Below are 5187 nucleotides of genomic sequence, written 5' to 3'. Positions count from 1 at the left end.
CGACGCGCGTGATCGGCGTCCAGACCGAGGGGGCGTCGACGCCTCTCCGAGAGCCTCGGCGGCGGGCGAGCTCGTCGCGCGCGAGGAGCCGGACACATCGCCGACGGGATCGCGACCGGCGGGCTGAGCGACCTCACGTTCGGCCTCCTCGACGAACACCTCGACGCCGCCGTTGTCGTGAGCGACGACGACGTGGCGAACGCGATCCTGCTACTCCTAGAGCGCGCGAAGCAGATGGTCGAGGGCGCGGGCGCGACCGCCGCGGCCGCGCTCCTGAACGACGACGCCGTCGACGAACTCGACCTAACCGGCGAGACGGTGGTTCCCCTGCTCTGTGGCGGGAACATCGACGTGACGACGCTGAAGGAGGTGGTGACCCACGCCCTCGTGGACCGTCACCAGCTGATCGAGCTCGCCGTCCGGATCGACGACACGCCCGGGACGATGGGAGAGATATCCACGCTGATCGGCGGCGAGCGCGCGAACATCCGGACGGTACGCCACGAGCGCAGCCGACCGGACCTCCCCGTCGGCGACGCCGACCTCGTGTTCGAGGTGGAGACCAACGGCCCGGCCCACGTCGACCGCGTCCTTAGGGCGGTGCGCGAGGCGGGCTACGAGGTTGAGTGGACGACCAGGAGGGGTGAGGAACCGTGCCGGTTACTTATAAATGGACACGGCGGTGGCGCGCCGGTCGAGCGCCGCACCGCGGCGCGAACCGCCCGCGAGGGAGTCGGCCGCGACGAGGGCGACCGAAGGGAGCCCGACGGACGCGGCCGACGAGGCTGGGGAGGCATGAGGCTGTGCGGTGCGGTCGGGTGGGACTCAAAGGGGCAGTCGGCGAGGCGGGCGCAGGCGACGCAAGGACCACAGGGAGTGAGCGAAGCGAACGACCGAGGACCGCAGCGAGTGTGCGCCCGCCTCGCCGACTGGGGCTTTGGAAGTATCTCCGTCTCGCCATTGAAATTTATAAGTGGATCAGCCGATCGATTCCTCTAATTACTATTCATTAGATTCTGTTTCGTAGAAAATACTATCAGTGAAATGTAATCATCGAAAATATGGGTAACAGTTCCAAGACGGATCTACAGCGGGACATCCTCCTCACATGGCGGGACAATCCGAACGCAACAAACCAGGAGATTGCGGAAGCGTGTGACTGTTCGGCGTCGTACGTCAGCCAGATCAAGAATCGGTTCGACAATTACAACGAGTTCGACGCGATGATGGACAGACAGGACGCCGAGTTAGAGCAGATGTTCGGAGAAGATATCTTCGGAAACAGCGGAACGACACCGCCGGCAGTGGAGCCGGAAGGACCGGGGATCGCAGAGCAGTGGGACGAGATCCCGAACAACATTCCGGGGTTGCTGATCAAGCTCATTATCGTGATGGTGCTCGGATACGCAGCGGTCCAAGTCGGGACGATACTCTTCCTCTGAGTTTTTGGATAAATAAATCCGGAGAACAGCCGGCTTCAGTCTGCTTGATCCGACGATTTGAAACACTCACCCGAGCTACCACCTCGTAATGAGTCTCGTCGTTACCGACACCCTGGAAGACGAGCGCGTCGAGTTCACGGCCGACGGCGACGTCACGCTGTACGTCTGTGGACTGACGGTGTCGGACGACCCCCACCTCGGTCACGCCCGGCTGTGGTTCCACGCCGATGTCCTCCATCGGTGGCTCGAACACGTCGGCTACGACGTGCGTCACGTCGAGAACGTCACCGACGTCAACGAGAAGATCACGGCCCGTGTCGGCGAGCGCGACGACTGGACCGAAGAGCGCGACGTGGCCGAGACGTTCACCGCGAGCGTCTTCGACGCGATGCGCGGGCTGAACCTGTTGCGCGCCGAGGTGTACCCCCGCGTCACCGAGCACGTCCCGGAGATACTCGACCTCGTGGAGACGCTGATCGAAAAGGGGTACGCCTACGAGTCGAACGGCTCCGTCTACTTCGACGTGACGAGCTTCGACGGGTACGGGAAGCTCTCGAACCAGGAGACCGACGCGCTCGAAGCGCAGGGCGAACCGGACGAGCGCTCCGAGAAGCGCAACCCGTCGGACTTCGCGCTCTGGAAGGCGGACGGCGTGAGCGAGACCGCCGCGCGCGAACACGCGAAACACGACCACGGCGCGGAGACGCCCGCGGGAGAGACGTGGGAGTCGCCGTGGAGCGAGGGCCGGCCGGGTGGCACGTCGAGTGCTCGGCGATGTCGACGACGCACCTCGGCGACACGCTCGACATCCACATGGGCGGCCGCGACCTGGTCTTCCCCCATCACGAAAACGAGATCGCGCAGTCGGAGGCGGCCACCGGCGAGACGTTCGCGCGCCACTGGCTCCACGTCGGCCTCCTGGAGATGGACGGCGAGAAGATGTCCTCCTCGATCGGCAACTTCTGGACGGTCCCGGACGCCCTCGAAGAGCTCGGCGTCAACGTGGTCCGCACCTTCTACGCCGGGGCCGCCTACCGCTCCGAGCAGGCGCTCACCGAGGAGACGGTCGCCGAGGCCGAGGAGCGCTGGGAGCGCCTCTCGCGCACCTACGACCGCGCGGTCGACGCGCTCGACTCCACCGACGCCGGTGCGAAGGCCGAGGACGCCGCGCTTCGCAACGCGGTCGAGACCGCCCGCGACGAGTTCGCGGCCGCGATGAACGACGACCTCAACCTCCGGGAGGCGACCGCGGCCCTGCTCGATCTCACGGACGCGGTGAACCGCCATGTAGACGGGATCGAGGACGGATCCTCGAACGCCTACGACTACCGCGCCCTCCGCGAGGCGGCAGAGGCGTTCGAGGAGCTCGGCGGCGACGTGCTCGGCCTCCAGTTCGAGTCGCCGAGCGACGGCGACGTGGATCTGGCCGGCGAGCTGGTCGAGCTGATTCTGGACGTGCGCGAGACCGAGCGCGAGGCGGGCAACTACGAGCGCGCCGACGAGCTCCGGGATGCGCTCCGGGAGGTCGGCGTCGAGATCGAGGACGGTCCGGACGGGGCGACGTACCGGTTCGAATAGCGGTGAGACGCCGAGTACAGGTAGAGTCACTTATAAATCGCTCACGCGGAATCGGTAGCGGACATCCCCGGCTCGGCCGCTCGGCTGTACGTCGGGGTTTATAGATCGCTGATCGACACGGCGACGAACACCCACGAAGCCCCAGCCGCGAGGACGCCGCACGCTCGCCGTCGTTCGAAAATCGAAGATTTTCGTGATGACGAGACGCCGAAGGCGTCTCGAACCACGCTCCTCGGTCGCTCGTTTTACTCGCTCCCTGCGGTGCTCGCGTCGTCATCAGAACGCTCCGCGTTCTGATTGGCTCACGAGAGCTTCGCTCTCGTGAACGCCTGTGGCGTCCTCGCGGCTGCCCCTTCGAGTCCCACCCCACCCAGCACAGCAACCGCACCTCACACCTCCCCAGCCTCGTCGCTGCCGGCTATCGCCGCCAGCGACTCCCTCGCGCGTGCTCCTCCCGGCCGCCTTCGGCGGCACGCTCGGAGGCACGCGCCACCGCCGCATTTATTTATAAATAGCAGTCTCCGTGGTGTCCTACTCCAACACGTGCTCGGCGTCGTACGACCCGAGCACCTTCACCCACCCCTTGTCGGCGATCGCCTCGATGTCCTCGACCGCCTTCGCCGTGTGGTCCTCGTAGAGGCCGGCATCGACGTCGAAGTGGAACAGGTAGTCACCGAGGCGCTCGCCGCTCGGGCGCGACTCGATCCGCGAGAGGTTGAGGTTGCGGTCGGCGAAAGCCTCCAGCAGTTCGAGGAGGAGGCCGGGGTAGTTCGCGTTCGGATAGACGATCAGGGTCGTCTTCCCGCCGGCGTCGGACTTGGCGGACTCGGGACCGACGACGAGGAAGCGGGTCGCGTTCGAGGTGCGGTCCTGAATGTCCTCCGCGAGGATTTCGAGGTCGTCACCGGCGTTGTCCGGGTGGCCGATCCCGGCGACGCGGGCGTCCTCGCGGGCACGCTCGACCCCGCGAGCGGTGGAGGCAACGGCTTCGAGGCCCACCGACGGGTAGTTGGTCTCCAGCCAGTTGCGACACTGCGCGAGCGCCTGCGAGTGGCTCGCGACGACCTCGAACTCGTCGTCCTGCGCGAGGAGGGCGTGGCGGATCGGCGTGACGACCTCGCGGGTGACTGACACGTCGTACTCCGCGAGCGCGTCGAGACTCTCCGTGACCGACCCCTCGATGCTGTTCTCGATGGGGACGACCCCGCGCTCGAACTCGCCGTCGGCGACGGCGTCGACGATGGCGGTGACCGACTCCCGGAACGACACCTCGGCGGCGACGGCGCGTGCGGCGCGGTGCGAGTACGTGCCGGCGGGACCCAGCGTGACGGCGTTCATTACCCCACCGTACCGGGGGCGGTGAGAAAAGCCTGCGGGGCGCGGCGATGTTTCGAGCGGACGCGACCGCCACTGCTTCGTCTGCGACGGCTCACTCCTCGTCAGACTCGCTCGGCACCCCGCCGAGGTTGCCGTCGTCGTCGAACCGCTTGGCGCGCAGGAAGCGCGCGCGGTAACGGTTCGCGCCCTCCTTCGTGTCCGCCTCGCGGATCTCGTCGGTCCGGCCGTCCGCGACCGCGTCGATGATGGCCTCCACCTGCTCCTTCTCGCTGGGCGTCAGGTCGAACTCGTAGGTGCGCTCCTGTTCGCTCTCCAGCCGCGTCCACTTGCGGGCGGCCGACACGACCACCGAGCAGGGCTCGCGGCAGGGAAAGATGCCGTCGCCGCCGTCGACGTCGAGGTCTTCGTCCTCGTCGTACTCCCACTCCCGGCGCTTGAGACACTGCGAGTCGTCACAGCACGCCTCCGCGACCCAGTTCACGTGTTCGTGCCCCTCGCCGCGGTCCCACGTCTTCACGACGCCGTAGATGCCGGACTGGCGCGCCATCGTCTCGCGCCAGTGGGTCACGTCCAAGTTCCCCTCGCGCTCGCGGTGCCAGTTGGCGACGGTCGCGGGGTAGATCGTCTCGATCGTCTCGTAGAGGTCGCGCGGTCCCAGATCGGGGAAGACCCACCCGCCGGCGAGCGACGGCGCGGTCTTGAGGGGGCGGTAGCGTCCCTTCTCGTCGAAGGTGGCCAGCTCGCGCGCGTCGAGCGGGTCCTCGTGCGTCTCCAGCTCGTCGACGGGGACGCCGGCGTCGTCCGCGTGGCGCACGTCGTAGCGGCGCTC

General features: G+C 66.9%; 3 protein-coding genes and 2 pseudogenes. 3 read left to right on the top strand and 2 right to left on the bottom strand.

Annotation, left to right across the window (positions count from 1 at the left end):
- Positions 1-84 precede the first annotated feature (84 nt).
- The 3 genes and pseudogenes from BN903_RS16135 to cysS form a co-directional block, all read left to right on the top strand.
- Positions 85-999: pseudogene (locus BN903_RS16135) on the top strand (pyridoxal-phosphate dependent enzyme); the annotation flags it as partial.
- A gap of 62 nt (positions 1000-1061) precedes the next feature.
- Complete coding sequence (locus tag BN903_RS14250; protein ID WP_048078358.1) at positions 1062-1442, top strand: hypothetical protein; 381 nt, start codon at positions 1062-1064, stop codon at positions 1440-1442.
- Positions 1443-1530: 88 nt separating this feature from the next.
- A pseudogene (gene cysS, locus BN903_RS14245) lies at positions 1531-3020 on the top strand (cysteine--tRNA ligase).
- Between the two features lie 531 nt (positions 3021-3551).
- Here the strand turns inward: cysS and pheA are convergent.
- Both pheA and BN903_RS14235 read right to left on the bottom strand, forming a co-directional pair.
- Positions 3552-4358 (bottom strand): prephenate dehydratase, encoded by an 807-nt coding sequence (gene pheA, locus BN903_RS14240; RefSeq protein ID WP_048078357.1) that lies wholly within the window; start codon positions 4356-4358, stop codon positions 3552-3554.
- Positions 4359-4449: 91 nt separating this feature from the next.
- A partial coding sequence (locus tag BN903_RS14235) for a DR2241 family protein (RefSeq protein ID WP_048078356.1) occupies positions 4450-5187 on the bottom strand: 738 nt, incomplete at its 5' end.

This window comes from Halorubrum sp. AJ67 (genome assembly GCF_000513435.1).
Note: the sequence above shows the minus strand (reverse complement) of the source record. Positions and strands in the feature narration are given on the sequence as shown.

Bases quoted from the DNA above. Each gene is read 5' to 3' on its own strand.
- BN903_RS14250 (WP_048078358.1), top strand. From the start codon at position 1,062: ATGGGTAACAGTTCCAAGACGGATCTACAGCGGGACATCCTCCTCACA.
- pheA (WP_048078357.1), bottom strand. From the start codon at position 4,358: ATGAACGCCGTCACGCTGGGTCCCGCCGGCACGTACTCGCACCGCGCC.